The sequence below is a fragment of the Mesorhizobium sp. genome, assembly GCF_004963255.1.
Classification (GTDB): domain Bacteria; phylum Pseudomonadota; class Alphaproteobacteria; order Rhizobiales; family Rhizobiaceae; genus Mesorhizobium.
The window spans coordinates 105,025-119,901 of record NZ_SUGA01000015.1 but is presented as its reverse complement, the minus strand read 5'-3'; the positions used below and the strand labels follow the sequence as shown (position 1 = coordinate 119,901).

Annotated in this window: 11 protein-coding genes; 8 read left to right on the top strand and 3 right to left on the bottom strand. The window is 62.9% G+C overall.

Translation table 11 applies throughout. The annotated features are described in order from the left end of the window. The first annotated feature begins 1 nt into the window (after position 1). The 4 genes from E5X34_RS17550 to E5X34_RS17535 all read left to right on the top strand — a co-directional run bounded on the left by E5X34_RS17550 (position 2) and on the right by E5X34_RS17535 (position 6,453). Positions 2-1,654, top strand: a complete 1,653-nt coding sequence (locus E5X34_RS17550) for an ABC transporter substrate-binding protein (RefSeq protein WP_292567215.1) — start codon at positions 2-4, stop codon at positions 1,652-1,654. Positions 1,655-1,874: 220 nt separating this feature from the next. Then, positions 1,875-2,909: an ABC transporter permease gene (locus E5X34_RS17545; RefSeq protein ID WP_292567212.1), complete on the top strand. Its 1,035-nt coding sequence runs from the start codon at positions 1,875-1,877 to the stop codon at positions 2,907-2,909. Positions 2,910-2,921: 12 nt separating this feature from the next. Continuing rightward, complete coding sequence (locus E5X34_RS17540; protein ID WP_292567209.1) at positions 2,922-4,079, top strand: ABC transporter permease; 1,158 nt, start codon at positions 2,922-2,924, stop codon at positions 4,077-4,079. Between the two features lie 52 nt (positions 4,080-4,131). Beyond that, on the top strand, positions 4,132-6,453 hold the full coding sequence (locus tag E5X34_RS17535; protein ID WP_292567206.1) for an ABC transporter ATP-binding protein: 2,322 nt from the start codon (positions 4,132-4,134) through the stop codon (positions 6,451-6,453). A 13-nt stretch (positions 6,454-6,466) separates the two neighbouring features. Here the strand turns inward: E5X34_RS17535 and E5X34_RS17530 are convergent, their stop codons facing one another. After that, complete coding sequence (locus E5X34_RS17530; protein WP_292567204.1) at positions 6,467-7,057, bottom strand: transglycosylase SLT domain-containing protein; 591 nt, start codon at positions 7,055-7,057, stop codon at positions 6,467-6,469. 211 nt (positions 7,058-7,268) lie between these two features. Between E5X34_RS17530 and E5X34_RS17525 the strand changes: the two genes are divergently transcribed. Next, the gene (locus E5X34_RS17525; RefSeq protein ID WP_292567201.1) at positions 7,269-8,807 is read left to right on the top strand and encodes a trimethylamine methyltransferase family protein; all 1,539 of its coding nucleotides are present in this window, start codon (positions 7,269-7,271) and stop codon (positions 8,805-8,807) included. A gap of 77 nt (positions 8,808-8,884) precedes the next feature. After that, positions 8,885-11,311, top strand: coding sequence for an FAD-dependent oxidoreductase (locus E5X34_RS17520; RefSeq protein WP_292567199.1), 2,427 nt, complete (start codon positions 8,885-8,887; stop codon positions 11,309-11,311). 81 nt (positions 11,312-11,392) lie between these two features. On the opposite strand, the gene E5X34_RS17515 is transcribed toward E5X34_RS17520, so the two are convergent. Next, positions 11,393-11,791, bottom strand: coding sequence for a DoxX family protein (locus E5X34_RS17515; protein WP_292567198.1), 399 nt, complete (start codon positions 11,789-11,791; stop codon positions 11,393-11,395). A gap of 196 nt (positions 11,792-11,987) precedes the next feature. Here E5X34_RS17515 and E5X34_RS17510 point away from each other — a divergent pair, with 196 nt between their 5' ends. Continuing rightward, entirely contained in the window at positions 11,988-12,476 is a 489-nt protein-coding gene (locus E5X34_RS17510) for a hypothetical protein (protein ID WP_292567196.1), read from the top strand. 544 nt (positions 12,477-13,020) lie between these two features. Here E5X34_RS17510 and E5X34_RS17505 read toward each other — a convergent pair. Beyond that, positions 13,021-13,797 (bottom strand): VOC family protein, encoded by a 777-nt coding sequence (locus E5X34_RS17505; RefSeq protein ID WP_292567193.1) that lies wholly within the window; start codon positions 13,795-13,797, stop codon positions 13,021-13,023. A 316-nt stretch (positions 13,798-14,113) separates the two neighbouring features. Here E5X34_RS17505 and E5X34_RS17500 point away from each other — a divergent pair, with 316 nt between their 5' ends. Continuing rightward, positions 14,114-14,848: a gamma-glutamylcyclotransferase gene (locus E5X34_RS17500; RefSeq protein WP_292567190.1), complete on the top strand. Its 735-nt coding sequence runs from the start codon at positions 14,114-14,116 to the stop codon at positions 14,846-14,848. The last annotated feature ends 29 nt before the right edge of the window (positions 14,849-14,877 follow it).

Sequence of the window (14,877 nt, the reverse complement as noted above, 5' to 3'; positions counted from 1 at the left end):
CATGGTAGTCTATAAGAGCAATGGTGATCAGGTTCCGGATCACATCTTGGAACTGGCCGAAGAAGCCAAGGCGGGAACGGTCGATCGTCGCGAATTCCTGGCGCTCGCAAGCGTTTTCGGAGCGTCCACGGCGATGGCCTACGGCCTGATCGGTCTGGCCGATCCGACCCCGGCGAGAGCCGAAGACGTACAGGGCAAGAAGGGCGGCACGCTGAAGGTCGCGCAATGGGTCAAGGATCCGAAGGATCCGCGCAAGGCCGACTGGTCGGAAATCGCCAATGCCGAGCGCCAGGCGCTCGAGCCGCTGGTCAAATACACCACCGAGTACACTTTCCGTCCCTATCTCCTTGAAAGCTGGGACGTCAACGACGACGCGACCGAGTACACGCTGCATGTACGCAAGGGCGTGACCTGGTCGAACGGCGATGCTTTCACCGCGGACGATGTCATCTTCAATCTCAAGCGCTGGGCCGACAAGAAGGCCGAAGGCAACTCGATGCCAGGCCGCCTCGGCACGCTGGTCAAAGACGACAAGCTCGACGAGAGCGCCGTGACGAAGGTCGACGACATGACCGTCAAGCTGAAACTCGGCAAGCCGGACATCGCGCTGATCCCGAACATGTGCGATTATCCGGGCTTGATCGTCCACAAGAGCTTCGACGAGAAGGGCGGCGATTTCAAATCCTGCCCGATCGGCACCGGTCCGTTCGAGCTCGTTTCCTACGACGTCGGCCAGAAGGTCGTTTACAAGCGCCGCGCGGACAACAAGTGGTGGGACGGCGAGGTGTTCCTCGATGGCATCGAGTTCATCGACTACGGCACCGATCCGGGCGCCATGGTCAGCGCCTTCGAGGCTGGTGAAGTGCACACCAATTTCGAGACCTCGGCCGACTATGTCTCGATCCTCGACGGCATGGACCTGGTGAAATCCGAAGTGGTGACGGCTGCGACCATCGTCTGCCGCACCAATGTCAACAACAAGCCGTACGACAACCAGAAGGTTCGTCAGGCGCTGCAGCTCGGCGTCGACAACGCCGTCGTCCTGCAGCTCGGCTACGGCAATGCCGGCACGCCTGCCGAGAACCATCACGTCAGCCCGATCCATCCAGAATATTTCGAACTGCCGAAGATCAAGCGCGACGCCGCCAAGGCCAAGGCCCTGATGGCGGAGGCAGGCCAGGCCGATTTCGAGCACGAGCTGATCACGGTCGACGAGGACTGGCACAAGAACACCGGCGACGCGATCGCCGCCCAGCTGCGCGACGCCGGTATAAAGGTGAAGCGCACGGTGCTGCCGGGCTCGACCTTCTGGAACGACTGGACGAAGTATCCGCTTTCGATGACCAACTGGAACATGCGCCCGCTCGGCGTGCAGGTTCTGGCGATCGGCTATCGCACCGGTGAAGCCTGGAACGAGACCGCCTGGTCGAATCCCGACTGGGATACCAAGCTCAACGCCGCGCTCGCCGTCGCCGATGCGGCCAAGCGCAAGGAAATGATGAAGGACATCGAGCAGATCCTGCAGGATTCCGGCATTATCATCCAGCCGTACTGGCGCAAGCTCTACAGCCACTCGACCAAGGCGGTGCAGAACTTCAAGATGCACCCGACCTACGAGCACGACTACGGCAAGGTCTGGTTGGAACAGGCCTGATCGGAACGAACGGACAAAGGGGCGCTCGGCCCCTTTGTCCCCTTCCTCGCGTGACCCGCGACCGGAGAGCCGCTGCAGCGAAAAAGTTGCGGACTCGTCGAATGGGGTCATGCAATAAACTGGGTTGATTGCATTCGAAGGTCTGTTTGCCGGCTTACTCCGCATCACGTCGGAGTGGTCGCGCAATCAGGCTCCCCCATCCCATCGGCAGGGGTCCGCCATGCTTTCTTTCATCCTGAGACGTCTCGGCACCATGGCGCTGACTATGCTGTGCCTGACCTTGATCGTTTTCTTCCTGATCAATCTCGGTCCCAATCTGAAGAAGCTGGCGATCAGCCAGACCGAAATGCACACCTCCGCCGAACAGCTGGAAAGCTGGCTGGTCAACCATGGCTACCGCCAGAACTTTTTCGTCCGCTATGGCCAGTGGTTAGGGGTTCTCCCCAAGCAGCCGATCACAGACCCGGCGACCGGAAAGCCGGCGCAGCGCTTTTCCTTCTGCAACGATCCGACGGAGCCGAAATTCTCCGGCGTGTTGCAGGGTAACTTCGGCTGCTCGACCAAGTTCAAGACGACCGTCGCGGCCAAGCTCTTTCCGGCGCTCGGCGCCACAGGCTTGTTGATGTTCTGGGTTCTGGCGGTGATGGTGCCGATCTCGCTGCTCATCGGAATCCTTGCCGGCATGCGCGAAGGATCGCGCACGGACCGCACATTGTCCGTCGCCTCGATCGCCTCGACGGCGACGCCGGAATATGTATCTGGCGTCATCTTCACGGTCATCTTTGCCTCGTGGCTGGGCTGGCTCAACGGTTCGGCGGCCTCGGCGAGCCAGGGCCTCACCTTCTACAATTTCACGCTGCCGGTGATGACGCTGGCCATCTACGGCATAGGCTATATCGCGCGCATGACGCGCGCCTCGATGGTGGAGGTGATGACGCAGCAATATATCCGCACTGCCCGACTCAAGGGCCTGTCCTTCGGCACCGTGGTCGTCAAGCATGCGCTGCGCAACGCGCTGATCGCGCCGTTTACCGTCATCATGCTGCAGTTTCCCTGGCTGCTCACCGGCGTCGTCATCGTCGAGGTGATGTTCCGCTACCAGGGGTTCGGTTACACGCTGGTCGAGGCTGCCGGCAACAACGACATCGACCTTCTGCTCGGCTGCTCGCTGGTTTCGGTGTTCATCGTCTTGATCACGCAGCTTATCTCCGATGTCGGCTACGCGTTCCTCAATCCGCGCATCAGGGTTCAATAAGGGGCAGGGCCGATGCAGACCGAGTATATCAATGCCTTCGACATCGTTGTCGGCGTGCTTTGGCGTTTCTGGCCGGTGTGGATCGCGTTGATCCTGGTGATGGGTGTCAGCCTTGCCTATAAGAAGCGGCTTGGCCTTTACGGCCAGCTCTTCGACAGCGGCGTCGGTATCGCCGGCGTCTTCATCTGCCTGTTCTGGCTGTTCACGGCGATCTTCGCCTCGACGATCTCGCCTTTCGATCCCTTGGCGCAGGTCTCGATCATGAAGGACGCGCTGCCTGGCGCGGTCGAGCCGGCGTCCAAGCTGATCTATTATTTCGGCGGCGACAAGCTCGCCCGCGACGTGTTCTCGCGCATGGTCTATGGCAGCCAGATCGTGCTGATCATCGCGCCCGCCGCCACCGGCTTCGCGCTGATGGTCGGCATCACGCTCGGCCTGCCGGCCGGCTATTATGGCGGCAAGATCGACACGCTCTTGTCCTTCCTCGCCAATCTGGTGCTGGCCTTTCCGGTGATCCTTCTGTTCTATTTGCTGGTGACGCCGGGCATCATGGACACGCCGATCCCCTATGCGATGGCAGGTCTGTTCTTCCTGTTCCCGATCATCTTCTTCTGCGTGCTGTTCTGGACCCGCTACAAGAACCGGCCGGACCGGCTCTATCTCCTGCTCGGCATCACGCTGGTGGTCGGCGGCTGGATCTATGCGGGCCTGGTCTTCGACAGGGATCCGCTGCACATCATCCACATCGATCCCAACCAGCTCAACATCTTCGTGGCGGTGGTGTTCGCCTCCAGCCCCGGCGTGTTCCGCATCGTGCGCGGGCTGACCATGGACATCAAGACGCGTGACTATGTGGCGGCGGCGCAGACACGCGGTGAATCGCCCTGGTACATCATGCTGTGGGAGATATTGCCCAATGCGCGCGGCCCGCTGATCGTCGATGCCTGCCTGCGCATCGGCTACACGACGATCCTGCTCGGAACGCTCGGCTATTTCGGTCTGGGCCTGGCGCCGGAAAGTCCCGACTGGGGCACCGCGATCAAGGACGCCAGCAGGCTGCTGCGTTCCTTCATCCACCCGGCGCTGCCGCCGACGATCGCCCTGATGTCGTTCGTGCTGGGGCTGAACCTTTTGGCGGACTCGCTGCGCGAACAGTCGATGAAGGATTGATGGCGAGGGCTCAGGCCCAACCTGCTGGAACAATTTAGGATTGGAGCGACCCATGAACGAGGCAGTTCGAGATCCGGCTCAACCCATCATCGAGATCGAGAACCTCTCGATCTCCTTCTTCACCCGCAAGGGCGAGATCCCGGCCGTGATGGATTTTTCCTGCACGGTGATGCCCGGCGAGGCGATGGGCATTGTCGGCGAATCCGGCTGCGGCAAGTCGACCGTGTCGCTCGGCATCATGCGCGACCTCTCCAACATCGGAAAGATCGTCGGCGGACGCATCAAGTTCCAGGGCAGGGACATGGGCGAGATGTCCGATGAGGAGCTGCGCGCCATCCGCGGCAACAAGATCGCCATGATCTACCAGGAGCCGATGGCGAGCCTCAATCCGGCGATGAAGATCGGCCAGCAGCTGATGGAAGTGCCGCTGATCCACGACAAGGTATCGAGAGAAGAGGCGTATAACCGCGCGCTGGAGATGGTGCGGGCGGTGAAGCTGCCCGATCCCGAGCGCATGATGCGCTCCTATCCGCACCAGCTTTCCGGCGGCCAGCAGCAGCGCATCGTCATCGCCATGGCGCTGCTGTCGAAGCCGGCGCTGCTTCTGCTCGATGAGCCGACCACCGCGCTCGACGTCACCGTCGAGGCCGGCATCGTCGAGCTGGTCAAGGGGCTGGGCGAGAAGTTCGGCACCTCGATGATCTTCGTGTCGCACAATCTCGGCCTGATCCTCGAGACCTGCGACCGTATCACGGTGATGTATTCCGGCGAGGCGGTCGAGACCGGCAAGATCGAGGACGTGTTCGACCGGATGCGCCATCCCTATACGCAAGGGCTGTTCCGCTCGATTCCGCTGCCCGGCGCCGACAAGAACTCGCGGCCGCTGATCTCCATTCCCGGACAGTTGCCGCTGCCGCATGAGCGGCCGAAGGGCTGCAATTTCGGGCCGCGCTGCCACCATTTCGTCGAGGGCGTCTGCAACGCCGCGGAAATCCCGATGGTCCCGGTCGAGGGCCATGAGGGGCATTTCTCGCGCTGCGTGCGCTTCAACGAGATCGACTGGGAGGCGCTGCCGCCCGGCGCCAAGAAGGTCAACGAAAAGGTCGAGCCCGGCGCGCCGGTGCTGAAGATCCAGGACCTCAAGAAATACTACAAGGTCGGCGGCAGCGAGGTGTTCGGCTCCAGCGAAGGCCGCGTCGTCAAGGCCAACGAGACGATCTCGTTCACCGCGCGCGAATCCGAGACGGTGGCGATCGTCGGCGAGTCCGGCTGCGGAAAGTCGACGCTGGCCAAGGTGTTGCTCGGCCTCGAGACCGCCAGCTCCGGCACGGTGACCTTGGCCAACAAGGAGATCCAGTCGACGGGCATCGAGAGCCGCGGCGTCGACACGGTCTCGTCGATCCAGATGGTGTTCCAGAACCCGTTCGACACGCTGAACCCGAGCCACACGGTCGGCTCACAGATCATCCGCACGCTGGAGAAGTTCAATGTCGGCAAGACGGTCGCCGAGCGACGCCAGCGCATGCTGGAGTTGCTCGACCTAGTGAAGCTGCCCAGGGCCTTCGAGACCCGCAAGCCGCGCCAGCTGTCGGGCGGCCAGAAGCAGCGCATCGGCGTCGCGCGCGCCTTTGCCGGCGACGCCAAGGTGGTGGTGGCCGACGAGCCGGTCTCGGCGCTGGACGTCTCGGTGCAGGCGGCGGTGACCGAGCTTTTGATGGACATCCAGCGCAAGAACAAGACGACGATGCTGTTCATCAGCCACGATCTGTCGGTGGTGCGCTACATCGCCGACCGCGTCGTCGTCATGTATCTGGGCTACATCGTCGAGCAGGGCACGACCGACCAGATCTTCTCGCCGCCCTACCATCCCTATACCGAGGCGCTGCTGTCCGCGATCCCGATCGCCGACACCAGCGTGGTCAAGAAGCACATCGTGCTCGAAGGCGACATTCCGTCGGCCATGAACCCGCCGACCGGCTGTCCGTTCCAGACGCGCTGCGGCTACAAGAAGCTGGTGCCGGACAATCTGTGCGAGACGAAGGTGCCGCCGGTGAAAAATCTCGGCGGCGGCCATACAAGCCTGTGCTGGCTTTCGGACGACGTGCTGGCCAAGATGGAGCCGGTCATCAAGTTCGACAAGGAGCATGCCGCGCGTGAGGGCGTGCCGGACGATGCGCCGCATGGCGTGGGGCCGGGCTTTGCCGGTTCGCCACCGCAGCGACCGGATGGCAAAAACGCCAGCGCGGAAGCCGACGCGATCGGAGAGGGCGTCGAGGAGAACGACGCGGTGCGTAAAGCCCGTCGCCATGAAGTGCGCGACGAGGATTCGGAAACCGGCGTCGCCAGGCCGAAGGATACGACGAGGCGGCATTAACCCAGGACGGGTGTCAGCTGCCGCATTGCCGTAGCTGCTCCTGATAATCGCGCGCCATCTGATCGGTGGCGCGTGCGTAGCTTTGAACGCCGGCGTCGCCGCGATTGCCGCGGCCATAGGCGGTCCAGCCGAGATAATAGGCCAGATAGAGATTGTAGGTGTCGTTGCGGGCGACGCCGAATGTGTCGGCGGTCTTGGAGTGGTACCAGCCGACGAAATCGATGGCGTCGGCGAAGCGTGTGCGGCGCGCCGCCCAGTTGCCGGTCTCGCTTTGATATTGCGACCAGGTGCCGTCAAGCGCCTGCGAATAGCCCGTGGCGCTCGAGACATGAGTCCACGGGATGAAGCCGAGCAGCTTTGTGCGCGGCGGGCGGGCATTGCTCTTGAAGCCGGATTCCTTGCGCACCGTCGCCATCAGCACGGGGACGGGAATGCCGTATTTCTGCTCGGTCCGCTCGGCGGCGGACTGCCAGTTGTCGAACCAGCCGTCATTCTGGTCGAAGACGGCGCAGACATCGTTGATGTGGCTGGGCGCGGTCGCGCAGGCCGACAGCGCCAGCAGCACGCAAGCAGCGACAATTTTACTAAAACTCGACCTACGCATTGGAAGACGAATAGGGCGAAATCATAAAAGGAGTCTTGCGCGGTTCCTTAACGCTGACGCGGGAGGCGCGAACACCCAAGTGTCGATATTACGACCTAAAGCGTCGCTATTCTCTTCGTCGATGCAGAAAAATGCCGCCTTGGCTAAAATCACGCCGGCAAATGGCGAATTCCTGACAGCTCGCCTGTGATGTCGGCGCTCTGATGCGCGCATGAGCGAACCAAGACGCAAGCGCGGCGCCGAGCGCACCAGCAACCGAGGACCCGCCGCCATCCCGCAACTGCCGCCGAGTCGCGTGGAGAATCCCTATCCGCCGGTGGCGCTGCTGTCGGCCGACCAGATCGAGGCGATCCACCAGGCGTCGATGCACATATTGGAGAATTTCGGCATCGAGGTGATGAGCCCGCGGGCGCTGTCGCTGTTCGAGCGCGCCGGCGCCAAGGTCGACCACGGATCGATGACTGTGCGCGTCGATCGCGGCATGGTCGAAGAGGCGCTGCGGTCGACGCGCAGCAGCTACACGCTTACCCCGCGCAATCCGGCTCGAGCCATCCATCTCGGCGGCAGCACCATCAACTTCACGCTGGTGGCCGGACCGCCTAATGTGCATGACATGGAGCGCGGCCGCCGCGCCGGCAACATGCCCGACTACCAGGACCTTGTCCGCTTGGCGCAGCATTTCAACTGCATCCACATGCTCGGCAACCAGGTCTGCGCGCCGGTCGAGCTGCCGGCGAACACAAGGCATATGGACACGTATTTCGCCAATCTGACGCTGACCGACAAATGCTTTCATGTTTCGGCGATCGGCCGGGGCAGGGCGCTCGACGGCATCGAGATGATGGCAATCTCGCGTGGGCTGACGCTGGATGAGATGGCGCAGGATCCCGGCGTCACCACCATCATCTCGGTCAACTCGCCGCGCCGCTTCGACGAGATGATGGCGGAAGGGCTGATGACGATGGCCGAATACGGCCAGTCGGTTGCCGTCACCCCGTTCACGCTGATGGGCGCGATGAGCCCGGTGACGCTGGCCGGCGCGCTGGCGCAGCAGAATGCCGAGGCGCTGTTCGGCATCGTGCTGACGCAACTGGTGCGTCCCGGCGCGCCGGTGATGTATGGCGCCTTCACCTCCAATGTCGACATGAAGTCGGGCGCGCCGGCCTTCGGCACGCCGGAAAACACCAAGGCCAACATCGCCTCCGGGCAATTGGCACGGCGCTACAACTTGCCCTATCGCACCACGCCGGGCTCGGCCTCCAATGCCGCCGATGCGCAGGGCGCCTATGAGACGATGATGGCGCTGTGGGGCGCGGTGCTCGGCCACGGCAATCTCGTCTATCATGCGGCCGGCTGGCAGGAGGGCGGACTGACGGCTTCGTTCGAAAAGCTCATCATCGATGTCGAGATGATCCAGCACATGATGGAAGTCCTGCGGCCGATCGTGGTCGACGAGGCGGAACTCGCCGTCGAGGCGCTGGGCGCGGTGCCGACCGGGGGCCATTTCTTCGGCGAGCCACACACGCTGGAGCGCTACGCCACTGCCTTCTACCAGCCGATGCTTTCCAACTGGCAGAATTACGAGGCCTGGCAGGAAGCGGGCGGGCTCGACACGACTGCGCGCGCGACGCGGCTGTGGAAGAAGGCGCTGGAGGAATATGTCCAGCCGGCCATGGACCCGGCGGTGCGCGAGGCGCTCGAAGCCTATATGGCACGGCGCAAGGAAGCGATCGGGCCGGGCGAGCCGTGATGCTTCCCATTTTGAGTCAACGCCCTACCATCCTGAATCCGCTTAGTCGTCTAACATCCTGATATTAGAGAAAACCCATGAAGTCGCATGCAAAGGTCGTGGTCATCGGCGGCGGTGTCGTCGGATGCTCGGTGCTGTTTCATCTTGCCCGCCATGGCTGGACCGATGTCGTGCTTCTGGAGCGCGACGAGCTGACTTCCGGTTCGACCTGGCATGCGGCCGGCGGCATGCACACCATCAATGGCGATCCCAACGTCGCCAAGCTGCAGAAATACACGATCTCGCTCTACAAGGAGATCGAGGAGCTTTCGGGACAGGCGACCGGCGTGCATCTCACCGGCGGTGTGCTGCTGGCGGCGACCGAGGCGCGGCTCGACTGGCTGCGCGGCGTGGTGTCGAAGGGCCGCTATCTCGGCATCGACCTCGAAGTGATCTCGGCGAGGGAAGCGGCGGAATTGATGCCGCTTATCGATCCGAAACAATTCGTCGGCGCGGTGCGCAACAAGGAGGACGGCCATCTCGATCCCTCCGGCGTGACGCATGCTTATGCCAAGGCCGCGCGCAAACTTGGTGCGGAAGTGGAACGCTTCACCAAGGTTGAGGACATCGTGCGCCGGCCCGATGGACTATGGCGCGTTATCACCAACAAGGGCGATGTCATTGCCGAGCATGTGGTCAATGCCGGCGGGCTGTGGGCGCGCGAGGTCGGCCGCATGGTCGGGCTCGAGCTGCCGGTGCTGGCCATGGAGCACATGTACCTGATCACCGAGGACATGCCGGAGGTCGCCGACTGGAACAAGAAGACCGGCACCGAGATCATCCACGCCGTCGACTTCGATGGCGAGCTCTATCTGCGCCAGGAGCGCGGCGGCATGCTGATGGGCACCTACGAGAAGGCCAACAAGGTCTGGTCGGAGTTCACCACACCTTGGAATTTCGGCCATGAGCTGCTGGAGCCGGACATCGACCGCATCGCGCCGTCGCTGGAAATCGGCTTCCGCCATTTCCCGGCCTTCCAGAAGACCGGCATCAAGCAGATCATCAACGGCCCCTTCACCTTCGCGCCGGACGGCAATCCGCTGGTCGGTCCGGTGCGCGGCCTGCCGGGCTTCTGGGTCGCCTGCGGCGTCATGGCCGGCTTCAGCCAGGGCGGCGGCGTGGGGCTCGCGCTCTCCAACTGGATGATCGAGGGCGATCCCGGCGCCGACATCTGGGCGATGGACGTGGCGCGCTACGGCGACTGGGCGACGATGGCCTACACCAACGCCAAAGTGCGCGAGAATTATTCGCGGCGTTTTTCGATCCGCTTCCCGAACGAGGAGCTGCCGGCAGGGCGTCCGCTGAAGACGACGCCTCTCTACGAAACGCTAGCCGGCAAGGGCGCGCAATGGGGCGTGTCCTATGGGCTCGAAGTACCGCTCTGGTATGCGCCGGACGGCGTCAAGGACGAGTTTTCATGGCGGCGTTCGACCGACTTCGAGCATGTCGCCAAGGAAGTCGCGGCGGTGCGCAACGGCGTCGGCCTGTCGGAGATTTCGAACTTCGCCAAATACAGGGTGACCGGCGAGGGCGCGGCTGGATGGCTCGACCGCATCTTCGCCTGCAAGCTGCCCAAGCGCGGCCGTATGACGCTGGCGCCGATGCTGAAGGACGACGGCAGACTGATCGGCGATTTCACTTTGGCCAACATCGACGACGCAGAGTGGTTCGTCGCCGGCTCAGGCATCGCCGAGCAATACCACATGCGCTGGTTCGAGGCGCATCTGCCCAAGGATGGCTCGGTGCGGATCGAGGCGCTGGGACAGAAGCTCACCGGCCTTGCGATTGCCGGGCCAAAGGCGAGGGAGGTGCTCGCCAAGGTCACTCGCGCCGATGTCTCCAACGCGGCGTTCCCCTTCATGGCGGTGGCTCGAATGGATATCGGCATGGCCCCATGTCTCGTCGGACGCGTCAGCTATACCGGCGATCTCGGCTATGAGATCTGGGTGGCGCCGGAATACCAGCGCGCCGCCTACCAGGCGCTGCTGGCTGCGGGAGGGGAATTCGGCATCGGCCTGTTCGGCTCGCGCGCGCTGAATGCGCTGAGGCTGGAAAAGAACTACGGCTCATGGGCGCGCGAATACCGGCCGATCTACGGACCACTAGAGGCCGGGCTCGACCGCTTCGTCGCCTATGGCAAGGACGCCGATTTCATCGGCAAGGAAGCCGCGCTTGCGGAGCGCAGCGGGGGCGGCAAGCTGAGGCTGCGCAGCTTCATCGTTGATGCTGTCGATGCCGATGTGATCGGCGACGAGGCGATCTGGCATGACGGCATCGTGCGCGGCTGGGTCACGTCAGGAGGCCACGCGCACAATTCGAAAAAGTCGGTCGCCATGGGCTATGTGCCAAAGGAGATCGCCGATCGACCGGACGGTTTCGAGATCGAGATCCTCGGCCTGCGTCACGCGGCGCGCATCCAGGCGGCGCCGCTGTTCGACGCCAATTTCGAGCGGATGCGCGGCTAGAGCGACTCCAGGAAAAGTGCGAAGCGGTTTTCCGTCCGGAATTGCGTCAATACAAAAAGCCTCCTGGCGCGCATCCTGCCATCAGGCCTTGGCGCTCTCGCGATTGTCCAGCGCGAAGGCGCCCGAGCCGGCAAAGAACAGATAGAGGAAGACGAAGCAGAACAGGATGGCTGCGTCGCCGCCATTGTTGGCCGGGAAGAAGTCACGCGGGAAATGCGCCATGAAATAGGCGACGGCCATTTCGCCGGCCAGAAGGAAGGCCACCGGGCGGGTGAAGAGACCGAGCGCCAAAAGGATGCCGCCGGCGAATTCGAGGATACCTGCAGCCGTCGTCAGGCCGGTGAGGGCGTGCGGCTGGGCGCTTACCGGGAAGTTGAACAGCTTCTGTGAGCCATGTTCGATGAACTGCAAGGCGGTCATGATGCGCAACACGCCCAGCGCTTGCGGGCGGTACTGAGCAAGGCTTTCGAAAAGCTTCATCCGAAACTCCATTTACCCCCGCTCGGGCCTTAGATTATCGCCCGACAACGGACCACTCACTTCCCTTGGCCAACCATCAACAATCGGTGAGTGGAAATGGTTTCGGTCCCCATATTTCTTCTCTCTATGGTTGCATATGTATCCCTATGGTTGTATAAGAGGGGTGGTGGATCAAACCAAGCGAGTCTCCTTGATCATGAGAAAAGTCGTCATCGGCCTCTTCGCAATCCTCGCAGGTACCAGCTTCGCCATGGCCGCCGATACCGGCTGCGAGACCTTCAAATGGCCGGTCGAGCGCGAGCAGGCGCTGTTTCCGGAGGCGCCCGCCGCGCAGTCCGGCGCTACCCTCACGGTCGGGCAAGCGGCGGATTTCTCGCTCGAGGCTGTGGATACCGTCAGCTTCGAAGTGCCGCCGGAGCGGGCACCGAAAGCCGGCACGTTCGGCGCGACGGCAAACGTGACGGTGCCGCCTGATGGCGAGCTGCAGCTCAGCCTGTCCGACGAGGCCTGGATCGATGTGGTGCAGGATGGCAAGACCGTGAAATCGGCAGCCTTCAGCGGCGTGAAGACCTGCCCGGGCATCCGCAAGAGCGTGCGCTTCAAGCTCGCCGGCGGCGCGGCGATCATCCAGCTCAGCGGCGCGAAGAAGGCCGATCTGAAGCTGGCGGTGCTGACGCCGGAGTGATCAGTTAAGAGGGTGAGGTGGCGGGATGGGCTTTGTCCGTCCTTCGCGGCAATTGCGAGGGCCATCGCACATCTCCCGGGGGAAGGACAATCGCATGTGGCGGTGCTGCCCCTCTCCGTCCGCTTGGGGGCACGCATTGTCCAAAATAGCGCTGATCGACCCCCACTCCGTCTCGGCTTCGCCGAGCCACCTCTCCCCCGATCGACGGGGTAGAGGAAAGGCGCCTAGCTTTTTGCCGTCGACGCTCCTCCAGCAGCGCTCCCTTCCTTTCCCCCCGGAGGGGGGGAAGGTGGCGCTGCGAAGCAGCGACGGATTGGGGGAACCACGTGGCAATCAAGCCTCAGGTCGATCAGTCACGCCAGTCACCGAAGATGTGTCATCCCCTAGCCATTTCATGGGGGCGAGGAAACGCTAACTGCGGATGTCGCGGCCTTGAAAGCTTGGGTTCCTCGCCCCCATGAAATGGGGGAGAGGTGGCTCGGCGAAGCCGAGACGGAGAGGGGGAGCGCCTTATGCGATTGCCCGCTCCGAGGGAGAGAGAATTCTACCTTACCGGTGCCAGCAGGGCGAAATGCGCGCCTTGCGGGTCCTGGCACTGGATGATCCATTGGCCGCTTGGCACGTCCATCGGCCCCATGATGACCTTGCCGCCATTGTCGGTGACGCGCTTGGCGGCGGCGTCGATGGCGTCGACGTTGAAATAGAACTGCCAGACGGGAACCGGGATCTGCGGCGGCTTGTTCATTATGCCGCCGCCGGATTCCGGACCGGCGCCGAAGGTTTTGTAGATGCCCATCTCGCCCATGTCGAACTCGCCGGCGCTCGTCCAACCGAACTGGGTGGAATAGAAATCGAAGGCGGCTTTCCAGTCCGACGTGTAGAGCTCATGCCAGCCGACATGGCCAAGCGTGGTTGCCGGCACCGGCGGCTGGTCAGGCTGATTGGGCTGCAGGAACATGAACGCCGCGCCCTGCGGGTCGGCGACGACCGCGAAGCGGCCGACGCCCGGAATATCGTCGGGCGCGCGGTGCACGGCGCCGCCGGCGTCCTTGAGCGCCTGGGTGGAGGCGTCGACATCCTTGGTGTAGATGTAGCCCAGCCAAGTTGGCGGCATGCCCCTCTTGGCGGGTTCTTCCGGCATGGTCATCAATCCGCCGACGCCGCGCACGGCGGAATTCACCACGATGTAGCGGGGCATGCCGGGAGCCTTGTCGAAGGGCTCGGCCTTCCAGCCGACAACGGCGGTGTAAAAGGCCTCGGCGGCGTCGAGGTCGGTGGTCATCAGTTCGTACCAGAAGAAAGGTTGCGGGGATTTCGGCATGGTCGGTCTCCTCACCGGTTCAGGCAGCGATCGCAGTCGATCCATCCTAAGGTATGTCGAGGTTCAGGTGATGCCGGCCTGCAAACGGTGGTTTCCTGCGCTTCCGGTGCTCACGGACTTAAGTACGCTCCGCTCCGGTTCTCGAAAACCGCCGTTTTCGGCGCGGCCTGACCTAAACCTCAACACACCTTAGGACGATCCTGGCGACAGAAATCCGACATGGGCCGAAAATCCCGGTCGGCAAGGCGCTTTGCTCCTGATCTTGCATAGCCCACTCTTTTCGACTTTGCTGCCGGCAAAGAGGGGTTTGCCTTCCATGCGCCAGATGTCGCTCACGCCCGAGCTTGTGGCTCTTTGCCATCGCGAGGAGATCGATCCCGGTCCGAGCGGGGAGTGGACGCAGCTCAGCGACGACGATTTCGGCGCCCTCGCCACGCGTCTCGCTGGTGAAGCCGAGGAGGGACCGCTTTGGGTGTTCGCCTATGGCTCGCTGATCTGGAAACCGGCCTTCGAGTCGGTCGAGCAGCAGCGCGCCTCGGCGCATGGCTGGCATCGGTCGTTCTGCCTCGACATGGTGCGTTGGCGAGGCAGCGCCGAGCAGCCGGGGCTGATGATGGCTCTGGAACGCGGCGGGCGTTGCGACGGCGTCATCTACCGCCTGCCGGATGGCCAAAAGCCGGCCCAGATCGAGAGGCTGCTGCGGCGTGAAATCGACGACCACGAGAGCGTCGCCTCCGTCAGATGGATTCCAGTGCGGACGGCGCAAGGTCGGGTGCGGGCGCTGGGCTTCTGGGTCGGCGTGACCGGCAGGGGGACGTCGCTCGGGCAGCCGCTGGAGAGGGTAGCGCAGATATTGGCGCGGGCGTGCGGCCATGTCGGCTCAGGTGCTGAATATCTCTACAACACCGTCAGTCATCTCGAGACCTTCGGCATCCATGACCGCAATCTGTGGCGGCTGCAGGAATTGGTGGCGGACGAGATCCGGTCGATACATGGCCACAGGGTCACAAATCATGACGCGGCAGAGATCATTGAGGCGGCGATAACATGACTTCATTTGTCATGTTTTCCTCAACCTTT

Bases quoted from the DNA above. Each gene is read 5' to 3' on its own strand.
- E5X34_RS17535 (WP_292567206.1), top strand. From the start codon at position 4,132: ATGAACGAGGCAGTTCGAGATCCGGCTCAACCCATCATCGAGATCGAG.
- E5X34_RS17525 (WP_292567201.1), top strand. From the start codon at position 7,269: ATGAGCGAACCAAGACGCAAGCGCGGCGCCGAGCGCACCAGCAACCGA.
- E5X34_RS17545 (WP_292567212.1), top strand. From the start codon at position 1,875: ATGCTTTCTTTCATCCTGAGACGTCTCGGCACCATGGCGCTGACTATG.
- E5X34_RS17530 (WP_292567204.1), bottom strand. From the start codon at position 7,057: ATGCGTAGGTCGAGTTTTAGTAAAATTGTCGCTGCTTGCGTGCTGCTG.
- E5X34_RS17510 (WP_292567196.1), top strand. From the start codon at position 11,988: ATGAGAAAAGTCGTCATCGGCCTCTTCGCAATCCTCGCAGGTACCAGC.
- E5X34_RS17500 (WP_292567190.1), top strand. From the start codon at position 14,114: ATGCGCCAGATGTCGCTCACGCCCGAGCTTGTGGCTCTTTGCCATCGC.
- E5X34_RS17505 (WP_292567193.1), bottom strand. From the start codon at position 13,797: ATGCCGAAATCCCCGCAACCTTTCTTCTGGTACGAACTGATGACCACC.
- E5X34_RS17550 (WP_292567215.1), top strand. From the start codon at position 2: ATGGTAGTCTATAAGAGCAATGGTGATCAGGTTCCGGATCACATCTTG.
- E5X34_RS17540 (WP_292567209.1), top strand. From the start codon at position 2,922: ATGCAGACCGAGTATATCAATGCCTTCGACATCGTTGTCGGCGTGCTT.
- E5X34_RS17515 (WP_292567198.1), bottom strand. From the start codon at position 11,791: ATGAAGCTTTTCGAAAGCCTTGCTCAGTACCGCCCGCAAGCGCTGGGC.
- E5X34_RS17520 (WP_292567199.1), top strand. From the start codon at position 8,885: ATGAAGTCGCATGCAAAGGTCGTGGTCATCGGCGGCGGTGTCGTCGGA.